At 33.2% G+C, this 15,741-nt stretch carries 15 protein-coding genes; 2 read left to right on the top strand and 13 right to left on the bottom strand.

Annotation, left to right across the window (positions count from 1 at the left end; translation table 11 throughout):
• Positions 1-59: 59 nt before the first annotated feature.
• The 11 genes from MPR_RS02825 to MPR_RS02775 all read right to left on the bottom strand — a co-directional run bounded on the left by MPR_RS02825 (position 60) and on the right by MPR_RS02775 (position 12,193).
• Positions 60-416 carry a phage holin family protein gene (locus tag MPR_RS02825; RefSeq protein ID WP_006266328.1) on the bottom strand — a complete coding sequence of 119 codons (357 nt, stop codon included), beginning with the start codon at positions 414-416 and terminating at the stop codon, positions 60-62.
• Positions 417-449: 33 nt separating this feature from the next.
• The gene (locus MPR_RS02820; RefSeq protein ID WP_041888933.1) at positions 450-2,078 is read right to left on the bottom strand and encodes an SGNH/GDSL hydrolase family protein; all 1,629 of its coding nucleotides are present in this window, start codon (positions 2,076-2,078) and stop codon (positions 450-452) included.
• A gap of 18 nt (positions 2,079-2,096) precedes the next feature.
• Positions 2,097-3,350, bottom strand: coding sequence for an OmpP1/FadL family transporter (locus MPR_RS02815; protein ID WP_041888932.1), 1,254 nt, complete (start codon positions 3,348-3,350; stop codon positions 2,097-2,099).
• A 321-nt stretch (positions 3,351-3,671) separates the two neighbouring features.
• Complete coding sequence (gene murI, locus MPR_RS02810; RefSeq protein WP_041888930.1) at positions 3,672-4,451, bottom strand: glutamate racemase; 780 nt, start codon at positions 4,449-4,451, stop codon at positions 3,672-3,674.
• Positions 4,452-4,520: 69 nt separating this feature from the next.
• Positions 4,521-5,036: an OmpH/Skp family outer membrane protein gene (locus tag MPR_RS02805; RefSeq protein ID WP_006257321.1), complete on the bottom strand. Its 516-nt coding sequence runs from the start codon at positions 5,034-5,036 to the stop codon at positions 4,521-4,523.
• Between the two features lie 35 nt (positions 5,037-5,071).
• Positions 5,072-6,331: an OmpH/Skp family outer membrane protein gene (locus MPR_RS02800; RefSeq protein WP_041888928.1), complete on the bottom strand. Its 1,260-nt coding sequence runs from the start codon at positions 6,329-6,331 to the stop codon at positions 5,072-5,074.
• Positions 6,332-6,363: 32 nt separating this feature from the next.
• The gene (locus MPR_RS02795; RefSeq protein WP_041888926.1) at positions 6,364-9,030 is read right to left on the bottom strand and encodes a BamA/OMP85 family outer membrane protein; all 2,667 of its coding nucleotides are present in this window, start codon (positions 9,028-9,030) and stop codon (positions 6,364-6,366) included.
• A gap of 12 nt (positions 9,031-9,042) precedes the next feature.
• A complete protein-coding gene (uppS, locus tag MPR_RS02790; RefSeq protein WP_041888924.1) occupies positions 9,043-9,783 on the bottom strand; it encodes an undecaprenyl pyrophosphate synthase in 741 nt (246 codons plus the stop codon).
• A complete protein-coding gene (gene porG, locus MPR_RS02785; RefSeq protein WP_041888922.1) occupies positions 9,784-10,497 on the bottom strand; it encodes a type IX secretion system protein PorG in 714 nt (237 codons plus the stop codon).
• Between the two features lie 138 nt (positions 10,498-10,635).
• Complete coding sequence (locus tag MPR_RS02780; RefSeq protein WP_041888920.1) at positions 10,636-11,523, bottom strand: NAD kinase; 888 nt, start codon at positions 11,521-11,523, stop codon at positions 10,636-10,638.
• A 1-nt stretch (position 11,524) separates the two neighbouring features.
• Positions 11,525-12,193: a CBS domain-containing protein gene (locus MPR_RS02775; RefSeq protein WP_041888918.1), complete on the bottom strand. Its 669-nt coding sequence runs from the start codon at positions 12,191-12,193 to the stop codon at positions 11,525-11,527.
• 94 nt (positions 12,194-12,287) lie between these two features.
• Between MPR_RS02775 and MPR_RS02770 the strand changes: the two genes are divergently transcribed.
• Positions 12,288-13,001: a pyridoxine 5'-phosphate synthase gene (locus MPR_RS02770; RefSeq protein WP_041888917.1), complete on the top strand. Its 714-nt coding sequence runs from the start codon at positions 12,288-12,290 to the stop codon at positions 12,999-13,001.
• Entirely contained in the window at positions 13,001-13,771 is a 771-nt protein-coding gene (locus tag MPR_RS02765; RefSeq protein ID WP_041888916.1) for an alpha/beta fold hydrolase, read from the top strand. The genes MPR_RS02770 and MPR_RS02765 overlap by 1 nt, the downstream gene beginning before the upstream one ends.
• A 405-nt stretch (positions 13,772-14,176) precedes the next feature.
• Here MPR_RS02765 and MPR_RS02760 read toward each other — a convergent pair whose 3' ends face one another.
• Positions 14,177-14,686, bottom strand: coding sequence for a gamma carbonic anhydrase family protein (locus tag MPR_RS02760; RefSeq protein ID WP_041888915.1), 510 nt, complete (start codon positions 14,684-14,686; stop codon positions 14,177-14,179).
• 50 nt (positions 14,687-14,736) lie between these two features.
• Positions 14,737-15,741: a PorP/SprF family type IX secretion system membrane protein gene (locus tag MPR_RS02755; protein ID WP_041888913.1), complete on the bottom strand. Its 1,005-nt coding sequence runs from the start codon at positions 15,739-15,741 to the stop codon at positions 14,737-14,739.

The following is a 15,741-nucleotide window of genomic DNA, read 5'->3' as shown; positions in this document are numbered from 1 at the left end:
ATATTATTTTTACAACCCAAACAACTTTTTAAGTAATTGTATTTCAACTATTAATTTTTTTATCCTCTTCTAGGCTCATCTTTTTGTAAAAACCCATTTACTACAGATTGACAAAATGTCAATACAACACTAAATAGTAATGCAGTCCAAAATCCACTTACCGTAAATCCTTTGACAAAATAGGCTGCTAACTGTATGATAACTGCGTTAATTACAAGTAAGAACAATCCCATAGTAACAATAGTCGCAGGTAATGTCATAAACACTAAAATAGGTCTTAAAAACATATTTAATATCCCTAGCGCTACTGCCACCCATAGTCCAGTAGTAAAACTCTCTACAAAAACTCCTGGTAATATATTTGCCAATAAAACAACTAAACCAGTAGTAATTAATAATCTAATGATAAATCCCATATTTAATTTTTTTGTTTAAAATTAAAAAGAATTTTACTTATTACCAACCATTAATGTTGGCCCAGGGTATACAGCAGGATTAACTAATGGTATACTAGCCTTATAGTGTTTATTAATAGATCTTAAAATCTCTGAAGCTATAAATGCATATCCTCTTCCATTTAAATGTACCCCATCTAATGAGAACATAACTGTATTTAAATTCCCCATTCCCTGAAAATAATTAGCTGTATAGATTTGACCATCTTCTACTCTAAGTCCAGAAACTGCTTTATTTAAAATATCATTCATATCAGCTACAGCTAATCCTTTACTAGTAGCTGTTGCTTTAATAATACTATTAAATTGAACTGTAGCTTCTTTGATATTTGCTTGTTCTGTAGGATTAAGTACAAAAGAATCACTGATAGGGAAACTAACTCCTTTTTTCAGCATAGCATCCATTGTAGGATTTCCTGTTGATTGAGGTAATGAAGCTCCGATCTGTGCTTTGCTTGTTAACAGCATTAAATCTTTTGCAGTCGCATGTCTAGCTTGTCCATAAGACATCGCGATAAACTTGATTTGCTCAGGTGTTAATTTTACAGGAAATAAACCTGCCCCAACTACTTGTGTTAATCCTCCTTCTAATAAAGCAGACATATCTGCCAACGTTTTATCTTGAATTAAAAGTGGATTAGCTGAAGTTTTAGATATCAACTGAAGTCTATCCCCTTGTCCTCCTTTTGCTAAAATTTGCTTTAATAATCCTATTAGACTATTTAGTTGATCTATATTCCCTTCACCAATAAGTTTAGGAGATAATGGATTATAAGGTACTGTAGTAAAAAATGGAATAGCAGTCACATCAGGAATAGTAGCTACTACACCTTTTGCACCTTCAGAAGTTAGTGTATTTGTAATTTGCTCATACACTTGTTTAAACACTCCTGCATGAGTAATATCATTTGAACCATACATAGCAGGATTAGTCCCTCCTGCTTTATTTTGATCCACACCTTCTCCTCCTGAAGTAGCATATGCTAATACATCATTAGCCCCAATCCAGTTCGTAAAGAATGTTGGTTTCAAACTCATCGCATCACCTAATACTGTCGCATTATCAGCCGTAGCCGTACGTACAAAATATGGGTTAGCGGTAGCAGGAGTAGTTAATAATCCTGATGGATTACCATAACCAGGTGCTATTAAATGGAAAGTCTTAGCACCAGGTACACCAGCATTGTGATATGCTTTTTTCTGTTGCTTAGTTGCTTCTATAGTTACTGCTCTATCAATATTTTGAGGCCCTATAGCTTGTCCATCTGCTCCAGGCATCATATTAACAATCATTCTTGTTGGAAAGCCTGGATTCGCTTGCCCTGCGAATAATAAACCTCCTACATCATTAATATCATCTTCAAATGATGGTTGAGTAAACTCGCCACCACCTACTATCTTAAATTGGGTTGCTAATATATTAGGAAATGAGTTCTTCTGTCCTGATTTAAAAACAGTTCCGTCCATAAAACCAGAAGTAAGAGAGTTTCCAACAGCTACATATGAACTAAAGTCAGCTTCTCCTGCATAATAAGTTCCTGAATTAATCTCGTCTTTAATCGAAGGTTCACATGCTGCTAATAAAGCAATGGCAGGTAATAATAATAAATATCTTTTTTTCATGATTTCTTCCTAATTAAATTAAAAACTATAGCTTACTCCTAGACCACCACTGATTACAGAAGACTTATAAGTCCCTCCAAAAGATACATTCTGACCATCTTCCATAAAATAATCATAAGAACTATTTGTATCACTAAAGTGTAAGTAAGTCAATGACATATCTATTGCTATACCATTCTTGAATTTATAACTAAACCCTCCTGTATATGCACGAGAATCATTACGTGGTGTTTCTGGAGCAAAGTATCCCTCTTGTACAGGGCTTTCGTCATAATACCAACCAGCTCTAAGTGTTAACTGATCATTCATTGTATACTGTAATCCTAAACGATATGTACTTGAATCTTTATAATTACGAGGATTTACAGATGTTCCAATTGCAGGGTTGTCTACGAACTCAATCTCTAATGCTTTATATGCATTCCAGAATGTTCTATTATAATCAAAAGCAAATAACCACTTATTCCAAGTATAAGACGCTCCTACTGCCAATTCTGCTGGCAAAGGCATTTCTGCTTTAATTTTCCCGTTTTTAAACAATCCTTGACCATATCCTGGTACATCATAGAATTTTGACTTACCACTCTTCTCATCCATGACAATTTTAGAACGATAGTTTAATCCTAATCTTAGATGATCATCTACATTCACCATATATCCAGCTGTCCATCCCCAAGCAGTAACGTTTTTAGCTTCTACTGTTACATTCGTTCTATTCCCTTGCTCATCAGTCATACTACGAGACAAGTTTTTATTAAATGTAACTCCACCATTTACGAAAATAGGTCCCCCACCAAAACTGAAGTGTTTACTAACTTTAATAGCTACAGTTGGTTGAAAATAGATTGCCTTTAAATCAATATTATTAACTAAGTGTGAACCTTGCCAATCTTTATCCCATTCTACTTTACTACCGTATGGCGAGTAGATAGCTAAACCAACTGTCATCCAATCAGTAGCTTTATAAGTACCATATGCATAGAATGGTGTTCCTGGATTACGAGTTTCATTCTCCCATCCATAAGTTTTATTCTGAAATTTAGTATCAGCGACTAAAACGCTAACACCTCCTGAAAAATTAAACTTATCTTCCAAATAAACAGATGCAGCAGGGTTAAAGAATAAAGATTCCGCACCACTACTTATGACTGCTACTCCCGTATGTCCCATTGCAAGTTGTTTATTTCCTTGCATTGCAACTCTATACCCCCCAGCAAAGGCTGATGTAGATATCAAAGTAAGTAGAGACAGTGATAATAATTTTCTTATCATAATTAACTGTTATTTATAATTCGTTTATTTCAAATATATACAGTTCTATTAGTTTTACAAATATTTAAGTCTATTTTTAACATTCATATTTTTACTTTTTAATTATTATTAAAATATAACTCAAATAAACTCATTTTAATACAATACAATTAACAAATTAAAAGAATTATGCATGCATACATTAACAGCACATATATTTAAAAACCAACAACATCTTGCATTTTTACTAAATCACTGATTATCTAACAACAAAAACAGTCAATAAAAAAGAGATATACACTCGGTATATCTCTTTTTACAATATTTCTTAATCCACATAGACTAAAAATTTCTATACTCCACTATCCCATTAGAAGGAACAAACTCTTTAAGGATAGACACATCTGTATTACTAAAAAAATAATTAGTACCTCTACTTTCTCGAGTAGTAAGTAAATCCAACTCTTCTAATACTTTTTTTGTTTGTTTAGCAACTGCTTTTCCAGAATCAATAATCTTTATTTCTTTTGGAATAATCGTTTCTATAATAGGTATAAGATAAGGATAATGAGTACAACCTAAAACTAGAGTATCTATTCCTTTCTCTACCATAGGATCTAAATATGATCGCAGTAAATCTTTCATTTCTTGAGAATCAATACAACCACTCTCTATAAGGTTAACTAAGTTATAACCTATTTGCTCAATGATCTCAATATCTGGATACATCTTTACCTTAGAAGTAAAGAAGTCACTTGTAATCGTTCCTTTTGTCGCTAAAATACCAATCTTAGAAGTCTTCGTTAAAATAGTAGCTGGTTTAATAGCTGGTTCGATTCCTATAATAGGAATATGGCACCTAGCTCGCATCTCGCTTATTGCATTAGTCGTTGCCGTATTACAGGCTACTACTACAATCTTACAATTCAGAGAGACTAAATACTCAACATTTTTAAGAGATAAATCTATTATTTCTTGTTTTGTTTTGATTCCATAAGGAGCATAAAGTTGATCACCTATAAAGATAGTATCTTCGTTTGGCATTAAGAGATTAATCTCTTGCCAAATAGTTGTTCCTCCAATTCCTGAGTCAAATAAACCTATAGGGTTGTTCTTAGTCATATACAAATATAAAAAAAACCACTCTTTAATAAGAGCGGTTTTTTTTATGATTATCTAGTTAAACTAAAATTAATTAGCTCCTAATTCTTTTTTTACATCAGCTAAAAGATCTGCACCTCCTGCTAATAAAACTCCAGAACCATTAGAAGAATCTAATACATAGTCAAATCCTTTAGATTTTCCTACTTTCTGGATAGCTGCTAAAGCTTTTTCTACGATAGGTTGAGTTAACTCTAATTCTTTTTTACCGTAATCTTGTTGAGCAGTTGTTTGGAACTGTTGAATTCTTTGTTGTAATTCGTCGATTTCTTTAGCTCTTTCTTCATTTTTAGCATCACCTGCAGTAGCAGCTTCTGCTTGGTATTGTTGAATCTTAGTTTGGTAAGTAGACATCATTGTAGAAATTTCTTTCTCGTATCCCTCACCTATTTTCTTTAATTCAGCATTAGCGTTTTTCATCGCTGGTAATTCTGTCATTAAAGCTCTTACGTCGATATGTGCTACTTTAGATTGAGCCATTACCGCTGTAGTACTAACTCCAAAAAACATTGTAGCTGCAATTAATAAAGATTTCATTTTTCTCATCTTTCTCGATTTTTGATTTATATTTTATTGTTATTCTATTTTTTATTAGCTTCTTCAGCTTTCTTTCTCGCCTCTTCTTGCTTTTGCAAGATTAATAATTTTCGGTCTTCTTGTTCCTTTAAGATACGCTGTCTTCTTTCTTCTTGCTTACGGAGAGACTCATCTATTAACTCTTGTCGTCTTTTCATCGCCTCTTCCTGCTTACGCTTTTGATCAGCTTCTCTTTTCTCTTGAGCTAGTCTACGTTCCTCTTGTAATTTCTCGATATCCACAGAAGATTTCTTTGACTGATGATCTAAAGCTTGTTGTTTTCTTCTCTCTAGCTCATCTTGTATCAGTTTATCTCTTTCTGCTTTACGTCTATCAGATTCCGCCTGTTGCTCCTCCATCATCTTTAGACGCTCTTGAGTTGCCTGCTCTCTGTTCTTCTCATTTTGAAGACGTTTATCCTCTGCTTGTTGTTGACGCTCTTGAATCAACTTCTTCTGAGCTTCAATCTTATCCGCCTTCTCTTGTTTCAGTTTCTCCTGTCTCTCTATCTGCTCTTTGATTTGTTCCTCTTTTCTTCTCTGAAGTTCTTGCTCTTTTTGATAGTTAACATCATTTGCTAGCTCTTCTTTTCTCTTCTTCTCCTCAATTCGCATAATACGTTCAGCTTCTTCCTTACGTCTCTGTTGCTCTTCACGTCTACTCTGTCTTAGAGACATTGCATCCTCTTTCTGCTCTTCTTCTTCAACAGCTTGTGCTTCTGATTTAGTCATACCTTGCTTCCTACGAGCAGTAGCTAGTCTACGTAAAACTAAGTCGCTAATATCGTGTTTTTTTGTAGCAATCACCATAGTAGCTTCAGAATTTTTATCTAAAACGTAATCAAATTTACGAGCTTCAGCAATATCTTCCACTACAGCAAAAACTTGATCTTGTATTGGTTTAGCCAACATGATTTTCTGTGTTATCAAATCACCTGACGTTCCAAATCTTTTTTGTTGATATTGAAAAAGTTCTTCCTCTAATATTGATATCTCTTCTTCTTTCTCTTCTATCAAATCTCTAGTTAGAAGAATTCGCTCAGCAGCTAAGTTATCTTTTAGCTTTTTGATCTCAGCCTTCTTTTTATCAACATCACCTTTCCACGTATTCGCTCTTTCATCTAACTGGGTAGTAGCCTGTAGATACTCAGGTGTCTGACTTAAGATATACTCCATATCAATGTAGGCTACACGAGCACTACCACCTTGAGCCACTACCGATACTAATCCAAAAATACTAAATAATAAAGTTAAATACGTTTTCATTCTAAATCAAGTTTTATGATGTAACTAGTACATTAAAACGATTGCCCAAGAATAAAGTGTGTTTGGAATCCACTCTTCTGAGTAGTACCTGGTACAGAATCGAATCCATATCCAAAATCAATACCTAACAATCCGAACATCGGCATAAACACACGAACACCAAAACCAGCAGAACGTTTTAATTCAAACGGACTATAGTCTTTAAATGATGCAAATGAGTTCCCTGCTTCTGCGAAAGTCAACACATAAACTGATGCACTTGGCTTTAATGTAATAGGGTAACGTAATTCTAACGAAAATTTATTATAAATAGTACCTCCGATTTGTTCTCCTCTATCATTATATGGAGTTAATGTCTGATTTTGGTATCCTCTTAACTGAATTACCTCACGACCATCTAATGAATAATTCGCTAGTCCATCACCTCCTACATAGAATCTTTCAAACGGAACTACTCCTCTATTATTGTTATAAGCCCCCATATATCCAAATTCTCCTAGTGCACGAACTACTAATTTATCATAGATAGTTGTGTACCAATCTCCTTTGAATTTTAGTTTATAGTATTCTAACCAATTAAATTTCTTTTGATCCACTTTAGCTACATCTGCTGTCGCATCTTCCCAATTATTAACTGGTCTATAGCTAGAATCTAAATAAGTTCCTACAGGGATAGTCGCTCCAGTAACTGGATCTATCGCTCCTGCTTTTGCTCTTAATTTATATTCTTGTTGATCACCAAGGTTTTTATAATCTACATTGTTAAACAATGAATATGGAGCAGTAAACTTACCACTTACACTAAAGAAAGAACCAAACGTTGGGAATATCGGGTCATTACCACGATTATCACGTCTTAATTCAATCTGATAAGCTAAGTTACGAGAGTCTCCATCTCCGAATGTAAATAATCCTGTATTATAATTTTTCATATTATAATACTGGAAACTCAAAGTATGAGATAATACAAAGTTATCATCTGGCACACTTAATTGTTTAGCAATACCAAATTGTAATGTTGTAATATCAAATCCTCTACTTCTATCTGTACGACGGTTTACATAATCATAAAGATTCTGTGTACTATACGCTACTGTACCAAAGAAGTTAATAGGCTTACGTCCTCCGAACCATGGCTCAGAGAAACTTATACTATATGTTTGATAGTAAGTACTTCCTTGTAGACGTAGTGATAAAGACTGTCCATCTCCCATTGGGAATGGTTTATAAGACTTCTTGTTAAATATATTTCTCAACGAGAAGTTATTAAATGATAGTCCTAATGTACCGATGAATCCTCCTCCACCATATCCTCCTTGTAACTCAACCTGGCTTGATCCCTTTTCAGTTACTTGCCAATCGATATCAACTGTTCCAGAGTTTGGATCAGCATTTTTTACATCTGGAATAATAGCTTGTGCATCAAAAATATTTAATCCTCCAAGTCTACGAATTGTTTCCATCACTAAAGACTTACTCCATATCTCCCCTGGACGAGTTCTTAAATCTCTATGAACTACGTGATCGTGTGTATTATCATTACCAGAAACAGTGATATTATTAAACCTTGCGATAGGACCTTCTACAATTCTTACTTCGAAATCGATTGTATCATTTGCAGTTTTAACCTCAACAGGGTTAACGTTAGAGAACAAATATCCGTTGTTCTGATAAACGTTTGTAATATCATAAGCATCAGGATTAGTTTTATCTTGGATACGTTTATCTAATAGAACACCATTATAAACCTCTCCTTTATCGATACCTAATACTTGCTTTAATTGACTATTGGTATAAACAGTATTACCAATAAAACGAATATCACCGAAGTAATATTTATTCCCTTCAGTAACGTCAATATTTATACTGATTCTATTCGTAATTGGGTCATAGCTTGTTGTATCAGCTATTACACGTGCATCACGGTAACCACTTTCTTTATACTTATCAACAAGTTTACCTAAATCCTCTTCATATTTAGCTTTAATAAACTTAGAAGGTTTGAAAATACGCAATGGATTAAAAGGACTACGTTGTTTAGTCTCTTTCATTGCTTTTTTCAATTTCTTATCACTTAACTGTGTATTACCACTAAAAGCAATCTCTTGTATACGAACCTTTTTACCTTTATCTATTCCAACTACTAAATCCACTGTTCGACCAGTCGAATCAGCAGGAATAGTATTTAAAGTTACTTTTGTATTATAGTAACCATCCTTCTTATACTTATTTAATAAGAAATACTTAGTTGTAGACAAAAAGTTATCATTAACTATTTTTCCTCTGTTAAGTTTTGCCTCTTTAATAAGAGCTTCAGACTTTGCCTTTTTAAATCCTTTAATCTTTACACTTTTTAAACGAGGTAGCTCGTTTAATGTAAGTTCTAAACTAATAGTATCATTTACGACAGATGTCTCATAGAAGTTAATATCTGTAAATGAACCTACTTTCCATAACTTTGTAAGAGCATGTGAAAGCTCTTCACCAGGCACAGCTATTTTTTGGCCTTTAGAAAGCCCTGTAAAAGTAACTATCGTTTGTGGGTTTAAGCTATATTTTCCTGTCACAGTTATATCTCCTAATGTATAGATTTTAGGAGCTTCAAAAGAAGGGGCTTTTATACTGTCCTGTGCATGCACATGAGAGTATACTAAACCAGCAATAAACAGTGCAAAAAGAGATGTACCTTTTTGAAACATTAGATTCGTTTTTTATTTTATTTGTTCACTTGTTTTTCCAAACCTTCTTTCTCTATTTTGATAAGTAAGAAGGGCTTTATAGAGTTCCTCTTCCGTAAAGTCCGGCCAGAGTACCTCTGTAAAATAAAGCTCAGAATAAGCTATTTGCCATAACAAAAAGTTACTTATTCGTTGCTCTCCACTTGTTCTAACTAATAGGTCAACATCAGGTAGATCACTCGTGTAAAGATGATTATTTATAACTGATTCATCTATATCAGCCTCCGAAATTAAGTTATTTTTAACTTTAAATGAAATTTCTTTTACAGCTTTTATTAGTTCAGCTCTAGAACCATAACTCAACGCTAATGTTAAAGTCATTTGAGTATTGTCTTTAGTCTGATCTAATACCTCTCTTAATTGAGCTTGCACTTTCTCAGGTAATAAAGATAAATCACCTATCGCATTAAGCTTAATATTATTTTTTGTAAAAGTTGGGAGTTCCTTTTTTAGTGACTTCACTAACAATTTCATTAGCATTTCTACTTCTAATCTAGGACGATTCCAGTTCTCTGTAGAAAATGCATATAAAGTCAAGTTCTTGATTCCTAACTTAACACATGCGCTAATAGTAGTACGCACGGACTTAACACCATTCTCATGGCCTAGCGTTCTTAAGAATCCTTTTTGTTTTGCCCATCTACCGTTACCATCCATAATGATAGCTAAGTGATTAGGTAAGTTGTCTGTGTTAATCTGTTCTTTCAAATTCATTTAATCTGCACAATAACATGGATTATTTCCAAAAGTATAACTTATAGATATACCTGAGTAAAAAAACCAATCATTTCCGTTTTTACCAAAGCTATAAGACTTTTTATTTGCATCTGTAGGACTACTTCCATCTAAATTATTAGTAAAAGTATAATGTGCAGCCACTTCTGCGTTCAAATTTATCTTAGGAGTGAGTCTTAATTTTAACCCACCTGCAAAAGGTATAGTCATTGAATTTTTCTTTCCTCCTTTTACTAAATCCACACTTGTCGACTCAAACCCTTCAACAGGGGTACTAGGTCTAAAGTAAATATCATTATATCTTATACCTGATACTCCAACAAAAAGATAAGGTGTAAAACCAAAATTCTCCTGATGTAAATCAAATTCAAAAAAATTGAATTCAACTCCAACTGACAATTGTTGAATAGTATTAGTAAAACTATATCCTCTTTCTTTTCGGCTTCCCATATCAGACTTAGCATCATCGCCTCCTATTTTATGGTGCGAATAGCTAACTCTAAAAGAATGCCTAGGACTTCTATTCCAACGATAAAACACATTATACCCCATATCCTTTGGTGCTATATATTGAGTAGAACCAATATCTCCTACATAATTAGAACCCCCAAGCCCTACACCGAACTCGTGAATCTGAGCTTTAGCTATAACTGTTGTAAGTAGCAGTAATAGAGATATAAGAATTTTATTCATTCTGTTAAAATAATTTACAAATATAGTAATATAGACCTTTCAAAATCTAATTTTTTCTCACGGATTGCCCAAATGAGGTTAAGCTATTTTGTTCTAAACGTAGAAAACCCTTAAAAAGTATATAGTTTGTTGACTTTTTTAATTTCTCTTATCCTCTCCCCACAGTAATTTATTTCTCAATGTCTTAATAAAACTTTGAGTAGGAAACTCCACTAAATCTACTGTGAAAGGTGCTTTAGTAATAATTAATTCTGTATCATTATCCACAGCTTTTGTAGTCGTGTCAAGTGACACTAAGAACTGTTTCTCTCTAGAACTTACTTTTAACTTAATTGTTAAATTATCTCGGATAACCAACGGTCTCACATTTAAATTATGTGGTGCCAATGGAGTTAATACAAAACACCCAGTCTCTGGTTCTATTATTGGTCCTCCACAGCTTAGAGAATATCCTGTAGATCCTGAAGGAGTAGATATAATCAAACCATCTGCCCAATAAGTAGCTAAAAACTCATCATCTAAATAAGTTTCTACTGTGATCATGGAAGTTGTATTTTTTCTTGATACTGTAACCTCGTTTAAGGCATATTGAATGTCAAAAGCATTATTCTTTTCTGGTAAACAACTTAAGCTCAACAAGGATCTTTTCGATCTCTTAAACTTATTTTCAAACAATAAAGGAATATGTTCCTCTAAATTATCGTGTTGTACATTAGCTAAAAAACCTAATCTCCCTGCATTAATCCCTACTATTGGAATATTTGTGTTTTTAATAAAATTAGCAGCACGTAGCATTGTTCCATCCCCTCCTACACTAATAAAGAAATCCACTTCACTAGTCAATGGGTTATTCGTTCCAAACGTTTGGTATTCTTTATCTAGAATATCCTGTTCATTCAATAGACTGTAAAACTTTTCTTCAAACACTACTTCTGTGTTCTCGTATTTTTGAAATAAGTTAAATAACCTACGTACTATATTTTGTACTATAGGTTTGGCAGTCTGTCCATAAATCGCAAACTTCATATTATATGTTTAGATATTTATTAAGGTATTCTGTTCTTTCCTTTAGATCATTAATATGCGTATCTTCAGAAAGTGTACTGACTATCTCATAACCATAACGTCTTAGGTCATCTAGAATAACCTTTGTATTGATACTATTAGTTTTAACTAATAGTTGAGTATTATGATTATTATTAGACAATAGTAATAGACCTATCATTTTAGCATTGTTACCTTCTACTATTTGTGTTATTTCTGAGAAGCTGTAATCTAAATGTCCTTTTTCGATGACAAAAGTAGTACCCTTTTCATCAAAAAACATTGTTTTACTCCATTCATTTAACAAATATTCTTTAGAATATATTCCTTTTATTTTTCCCTCTTCGTCTAATAGCGGAATTGTATTCGTATCACACTGACTAAACAAATCAAAAAAATCAAAAGGATTCAAATTAGAAGATTCTAAAAGATAGAACTTATCTAAATCATACATAACATCCTGAATAGTGCTATCGATATCAGCTGTATAAATATCTTCAGTGTTAATATTACCTATCCATATATCATCTTTATTTACCACAGGAAGATGAGAATAATTACTTTTTTCTAGATAAGGCAGAATATCTTTAATCAGTGTATTCAATTTACAGATCGGATAATCTGTTAGTAGAAAGAAGTCAGGAGATAACATAATTCAAGGTTATTATTTAGAAGTGCAAAATAATCAAAAATAAAACAATAGACGTTAATTATAGTTTGTATTTTTGTCTTTAAAACTTAATTTTATGACTAAGCTATCTGTTAATATCAACAAAATTGCTACTCTAAGAAACTCAAGAGGAGGAGATGTTCCTAATTTATTGCAAGTAGCCAAAGATGTACAAAAATTCGGAGCTCAGGGAGTAACTATACACCCTAGACCTGACGAAAGACATATTCGTTATCAAGATGCACGTGATTTAGTAGACGTAGTCTACACTGAATATAATATAGAAGGCAATCCTATGGATAACTTCTTAAACTTGGTATATGAGTGCAAACCTACCCAAGTAACATTAGTTCCTGATGCTGTAGATGCACTTACTTCTAATGCAGGATGGGATACTATTAAGCACAAAGCATTTTTACAAGAAGTAATTCAAGAATGTAAATCTCGCAATATCCGTACTTCTATTTTCGTAGACCCTGTATTAGAAATGGTAGAAGGTGCTAAAGTTGTAGGTGCTGATCGCATTGAGTTATATACTGAAAACTTTGCTGCTGAATATGCTAAAGGAAATGAAAACGCTATCATACCTTATACTAAAGCTGCTGAATTAGCGAACCAACTTGGATTAGGAATTAATGCAGGACACGATTTAAGTCTTGAGAATATTGAATTCTTTAAAAACAATATTCCTAACCTACTAGAGGTTTCTATAGGTCATGCTTTAATTTCAGAATCTCTTTACTTAGGATTAGAGAATGTAGTGAATATGTATATCAGAAAATTACAATAATGGCAGATATATTATACTCTAAAATAGAAGGCGAAGGCATCCCATTAATCGTCATGCATGGATATATGGGAATGTCTGACAACTGGAATACTTTTGGTAAACAAATGGCCGAAATAGGTTACGAAGTACACCTATTAGATCTTAGAAATCATGGTCGTAGTTTTCATTCTAACGATTGGTCTTATGACTTTATGGTAGAGGATATCGTTCGTTATATGGATCATCACGCTATATGTGATGCTATTATATTAGGACACTCTATGGGAGGAAAAGTAGCAATGAAGTTAGCCACTCGTTACCCAGCTAAAGTAGAAAAACTAATTGTAGCAGATATTTCACCACGTAGCTATGCCCCACATCATCAGGATATATTAGCAGCACTTAATGCTGTTGACTTTTCTACTAAACCAAGTCGAAAAGAAGTAGAAGAAATCATCGCCTCACATATTCCTGAAATAGGTACACGATTATTCTTATTAAAAAGTTTATACTGGGTAGAACCAGGACAACTAGGTTTCAGATTCAACCTAAATGCTTTTAATCAAAATGAAGATGTAGTAGGTGAAGGTGTAGAAGAAGGTGCTGAATACACAGGAAATACGCTATTCATTAGAGGAGGAGACTCTAAATACATTCAAGAAAAAGATGAAGTTCTTATCCAAGCACACTTCCCTAATGCAATCATCAAAACGATTCCAAATACCGGACATTGGTTACATGCAGAGAACCCACAAATGTTCTTTGATATCGTTAAAGAGTTTCTAGGATAGACACAAAAAATATCACTTATAATAAAGGTCTAATACTTCATCAGTATTAGACCTTTATTTATATATAAAATGTAGTTCTAAAACGCATTGGTTCTTCATTACATGACTTATAATCTATCATACTTTTTGTAAACATAAAGTATATAATTATAAATTAAACGCTACAAATTTACCTATTGAATAAGACACATGATAAACAAAGAAAGTAAATATCGTTAGCACACAAAATAGATAACAAAAAATTTCAAATCTAGAATATTCTCTTTTCATAAACAGTACTATTTAGTTAATATACTGTAATATACTACTTATTTTTTTATAACAACTACTTTCTCGTATTTATACTCCCAACAATTATTTATAGTACCTCTAGCTTGTATATTAATTGTACAAATTCTTAATTAATCATTTGTACCAACTAGAATACATCACATAATTATCTGCTATACGCTCTACCTCACCCCCAAAGTCTGACGCACTTATATCTTTTATCTTTTTAGCAGGCATACCAGCATATATAGAACCTGCCTCTACTACCGTATTCTGAGTGACAACAGCGCCAGCAGCAATTATTGTATTGCTGTGTACAACACAATTATCCATTACAATAGCTCCCATACCGATTAATACATTATCATGTATTGTACATCCGTGCACCATAGCATTATGCCCTATAGAAACATTATTACCGATCACAGTCGGATGCTTTAAGTAGGTACAATGGACAATAGCCCCATCTTGTATATTCACCTTATCCCCTATCGTAATAGAATTCACATCACCGCGAATGACAGCATTAAACCATACACTACACTTCTCTCCGAATGTAACATCACCTACTATAGTTGCATTCTCTGCCACATAGCAGTCCTCAGGTATTTGAGGATATTTTCCTCTTATCTCTTTTATAATCATAATATATAGCAATAAAAAATCCCGATAAATATCGGGATTTTTTTTATTATTTAATCTTTTACTGTCGGACAATTACACTCTAAACTTGTTCGTTTAGGGAATATATTAAACCCTACTGTGAACTGATGGAAAGCGCCATCACCGAAAGTAAGGTCTCCCATTAACTTAGTATAAGAGTATGCAAAACTAACATTCTTATAGTTTCCTCCTAGCATTGGAGAAATATACTGATAACGTTGTGTTTTAGATTTCCCATTCTCAAAATAGTCTGTTCCATTAAAATTAGATCTAAAAGACGCTCCAGCCCAAATCTTACCGAAATCAAACTGTCTATAAACCTTCATATTAACATCTAGTGCAAAATCTTCACGCTCTTCAGTATACTGAGCTAATATAGATGGTTCATAAATCCAACCTGTTCCATATCTCGTATTTCCAAATGCATACCCTGCACCTAAAATATATTTTCTAAAATTATTGCTTTCTGTATCCGAGTATAATTTACTAGAACTTGTTACTGCATTCTTCACTGTAAACATAGAGAAGAAATTTTGATAGTGATAAGCAGCACCAAAATCAACTGAGAAATAAGAATCTTTTAATTCTAGTCCGCCTGCTACATTAGGATCAAATCCTCCAAACTCACTCTCATCTAACTTCGTCTGAGCAAAACCTGCACTTAATCCAAATGACAATTGGTTTAAATCATAACGTGATTCACTAAAGGTAATATGGTGAGCATACGTCGCTTTAAAACCAGTCTGAGAGTGATAACCATTCTTATCATTGAATCCGATAATTCCGATAGCTGATTGATCAGTTAGACGAGTACTTGCATTCATCGTCATCAAACGAGGAGCATCATCTACACCACTCCATTGTTGTCTTACAGTCAATCTAACATTCGTACTATTCTTAATACCCGCCATAGCAGGATGTAAAAGATAATAATTATCTGCTAAATATTCAGAATTTACCGTTAGTCCTTCTTGTGCAAAACCAATTTGAGAAATCAATAATGCTATAGCTAAATAGCGCTTCTTTATTATATTCAT

Source organism: Myroides profundi (assembly GCF_000833025.1).
Taxonomy (GTDB): Bacteria; Bacteroidota; Bacteroidia; order Flavobacteriales; family Flavobacteriaceae; genus Flavobacterium; species Flavobacterium profundi_A.
This window is presented reverse-complemented; position numbering and strand designations above follow the sequence as displayed.

Excerpts from the sequence above, each read along its gene's own strand:
- MPR_RS02780 (WP_041888920.1), bottom strand. The coding sequence starts at position 11,523 with ATGAAGTTTGCGATTTATGGACAGACTGCCAAACCTATAGTACAAAAT.
- MPR_RS02760 (WP_041888915.1), bottom strand. The coding sequence starts at position 14,686 with ATGATTATAAAAGAGATAAGAGGAAAATATCCTCAAATACCTGAGGAC.
- MPR_RS02825 (WP_006266328.1), bottom strand. The coding sequence starts at position 416 with ATGGGATTTATCATTAGATTATTAATTACTACTGGTTTAGTTGTTTTA.
- MPR_RS02770 (WP_041888917.1), top strand. The coding sequence starts at position 12,288 with ATGACTAAGCTATCTGTTAATATCAACAAAATTGCTACTCTAAGAAAC.
- MPR_RS02800 (WP_041888928.1), bottom strand. The coding sequence starts at position 6,331 with ATGAAAACGTATTTAACTTTATTATTTAGTATTTTTGGATTAGTATCG.
- MPR_RS02805 (WP_006257321.1), bottom strand. The coding sequence starts at position 5,036 with ATGAGAAAAATGAAATCTTTATTAATTGCAGCTACAATGTTTTTTGGA.
- MPR_RS02775 (WP_041888918.1), bottom strand. The coding sequence starts at position 12,193 with ATGTTATCTCCTGACTTCTTTCTACTAACAGATTATCCGATCTGTAAA.
- MPR_RS02755 (WP_041888913.1), bottom strand. The coding sequence starts at position 15,741 with ATGAATATAATAAAGAAGCGCTATTTAGCTATAGCATTATTGATTTCT.
- MPR_RS02815 (WP_041888932.1), bottom strand. The coding sequence starts at position 3,350 with ATGATAAGAAAATTATTATCACTGTCTCTACTTACTTTGATATCTACA.
- murI (WP_041888930.1), bottom strand. The coding sequence starts at position 4,451 with ATGACTAAGAACAACCCTATAGGTTTATTTGACTCAGGAATTGGAGGA.
- MPR_RS02795 (WP_041888926.1), bottom strand. The coding sequence starts at position 9,030 with ATGTTTCAAAAAGGTACATCTCTTTTTGCACTGTTTATTGCTGGTTTA.
- MPR_RS02765 (WP_041888916.1), top strand. The coding sequence starts at position 13,001 with ATGGCAGATATATTATACTCTAAAATAGAAGGCGAAGGCATCCCATTA.
- uppS (WP_041888924.1), bottom strand. The coding sequence starts at position 9,783 with ATGAATTTGAAAGAACAGATTAACACAGACAACTTACCTAATCACTTA.
- porG (WP_041888922.1), bottom strand. The coding sequence starts at position 10,497 with ATGAATAAAATTCTTATATCTCTATTACTGCTACTTACAACAGTTATA.
- MPR_RS02820 (WP_041888933.1), bottom strand. The coding sequence starts at position 2,078 with ATGAAAAAAAGATATTTATTATTATTACCTGCCATTGCTTTATTAGCA.